This window comes from Longimicrobium sp., assembly GCF_036554565.1.
In the GTDB taxonomy this organism is placed as follows: domain Bacteria; phylum Gemmatimonadota; class Gemmatimonadetes; order Longimicrobiales; family Longimicrobiaceae; genus Longimicrobium.
In genome coordinates this window covers 1-2,417 of record NZ_DATBNB010000417.1, presented here as the reverse complement: position 1 = coordinate 2,417, position 2,417 = coordinate 1, and the positions used below count along the sequence as shown (strand labels likewise).

The 2,417-nt window shown below is 69.1% G+C and carries 2 protein-coding genes and 1 pseudogene; all 3 read right to left on the bottom strand.

Features of this window, described 5'->3' with window-relative positions:
* Window positions 1-542: 542 nt before the first annotated feature.
* Window positions 543-881 (bottom strand): hypothetical protein, encoded by a 339-nt coding sequence (locus tag VIB55_RS11370; RefSeq protein WP_331876779.1) that lies wholly within the window; start codon window positions 879-881, stop codon window positions 543-545.
* Between the two features lie 286 nt (window positions 882-1,167).
* A complete protein-coding gene (murI, locus tag VIB55_RS11365) occupies window positions 1,168-1,950 on the bottom strand; it encodes a glutamate racemase (protein ID WP_331876778.1) in 783 nt (260 codons plus the stop codon).
* Window positions 1,947-2,417 (bottom strand): annotated as a pseudogene (locus VIB55_RS11360) (hypothetical protein); the annotation flags it as partial. The pseudogene VIB55_RS11360 and the gene murI, both read right to left, overlap by 4 nt.

Below are 2,417 nucleotides of genomic sequence, written 5' to 3'. Positions count from 1 at the left end.
CCACCATCGGCGACACCCCCGCTCTGAAGCGCCCGCCGGCCATCTGACGAGGCACCGTTGTCATCCCGACGGAGCGGTCACGCCGAACCCGCAGCCACTCCCAAGCCACGCAGCGACCGAGGGATCCGCCACACCTCACGGGGACGTGCACTGTCATCCCCACGGAGCGGCCACGCCGAACCCGCAGCCACTCCAAAGCCAGGCAGCGACCGAGGGATCTGCCACACTTCACGGAGACTTGCACTGTCATCCCGACGGAGCGGCCACGCCGAACCCGCAGCCACTCCCAAGCCAGGCAGCGACCGAGGGATCCGCCACACACTGCGCCTGATCGCTCCCACGCCGCGGACACACGATAGCTTTGAGGGTTCTCAGCGGAAGGCAACCACGCGAAGGACAGGCAGTTTTGTGGCCGCGTCAGATGTTCCGCATCACGCCTAGTGTGTGGCGGATCCCTCAGTCGCTGCGGAGTTTAGCGTTCGGGCCAGTACGCTTTGGCCGCTCCATCGGGATGACATCCAGGCGTCGGATGGTGCCCGTCACTACCTGTCGCGCTGGTTCCGGAACTGGCCCTCTGCGCTGTTCCGGTGCCACTCCAATTCTTGAGCGGTCAAAGGCCGGACGACAAGATCGCAGACCATCCACAGGCACAGCGACAGCGGATAGAACGCGAACGGCGCGATCGTCATCAGCACCAGCCCGATGCCGAGCATCAGGATCCACGGCACGTCCGGCCAGGTCGCCGCCACCAGGATGCCCGCCGCAACGACGAGAATGCCTTCCGCGAGAACGATGTTCAGCATCATCCCCCCCAGGAAGTAGTCCTCCTCGCCCCGCTCGGTGCGCATCCCGCAGGCGCCGCACTTGAGCTTCAGCTTCATCCAGCGCTCGGTCAGCCGGTCCCCACCGCAGTGCGGGCACCGCAGCCGGAGCGCGCGTCCCAGCATCGTGATCAACGGCGCCCGGGTGAACGCCGGCAGATTCGTCTCCGAAGTCATCCTTATCCCGCCTCTCATCCATCCAGCCCATAACTCGCTATCCTGACGCAATATCCACGATCTGTGACCGAGCCGCAGTCCGGAAATCCCTTACGTTGCGTACGACGCCGAGGGCGGCCACCGCAACCGGCGCCGCCCTCACAAAACCTGCTCTGGCCCCCGCGGAGATTCAGATCTCCACCCGCTGAACGACTTCCGGCTCGCCCCACAGGCGATGGACGATGCGCTCCGCTCCCGCGGGGTCCGCCGTCGTGTAGATGCGGACGGAGCCGGAGCCGGCGGGGGCGAGCGCGTTCGCCTCTTCAAGAATCTGCCGCGTGCGCCTCGCGATGGCCGCGCTGCTGTCCAGCAGCTTCACGCGCGGAAGCGCCTGCTGGATGGCGTCGCGCACGAACACGTAGTGCGTGCACCCCAGGACGACGGTGTCCACGCCGGCCGCACGCAGCGGAGCCACGTATTCCGCCATGCGCGCGTCCAGTTCCGGCCCGGCGAGCACTCCGTCCTCCACCATGTCCGCCAGCCCTGGGCACGGCTGCCGGACGACGGTGGCGCCGTTCCCGTAGTTGTCGACCAGCCGCTGCAGCCGCGCGGAGCCGCAGGTGCCGGTGGTCGCCATCACGCCCACCCGGCCGGTAGGGGAATCGCGCACCGCCGGCTTGATGGCCGGCTCCAGCCCGATCACGGGAATCGACAGCCGCTCGCGCAGGGCCTCGAGCGCCGCGCCGGACGCGGTGTTGCAGGCGACGACGAACACCTTGGCGCCCTGCCCCTGCATCCACTCGCCGATGCGCAGCGTCCGCTCGCGCACCTCCTCCTCCGAGCGGTCGCCATAGGGGACGTACGCCGTGTCCGCCACGTAGAGCAGGTGCTCGGAGGGGAGCTCACGGCGGATTTCGCGCGCCACGCTCAGCCCGCCCACTCCCGAGTCGAAGATGCCGACGGGCGCGGTCACGGGCCGACGGGAACGGTGGCGCGCAGTTCGGTGCCGCCGCCGTTGGGCCGCGGAACCGCGTTCACGTGGACGTCGAAGTCCTGCAGGTGCGCCGCGACGAAGGCATCCGCGCCGGAGAAGAACAGCCAGAAGACGGACAGCGTGATCCAGTCTTCGCGCTGGTTTTCGCGGTCGCGCACCAGCGGCGTACGCCTGTCGGGCTCCAGCTGGCCCAGGTCGCGGAGGATGGCCTGCCGTTCGCGTGCCTCGTCGAGCTTCTGGTCGGCCGTGTACCACATCCAGAGGCTGCCCGCCTCGAGGAAGAAGTACACGGCGCCGCGTCCGGGCGCGCCCAGCTCGGACTGCCCCCAGCCCGGAAGCACCAGCGACCGCACGAAGGCGCCACGCGGCGAAATGCGCGGAGGCGCCGTATCCGGCTGCACGGGCCGCGCAGCCCGCCCCGCACGGGGCGCCAGCGGCCGCACCGA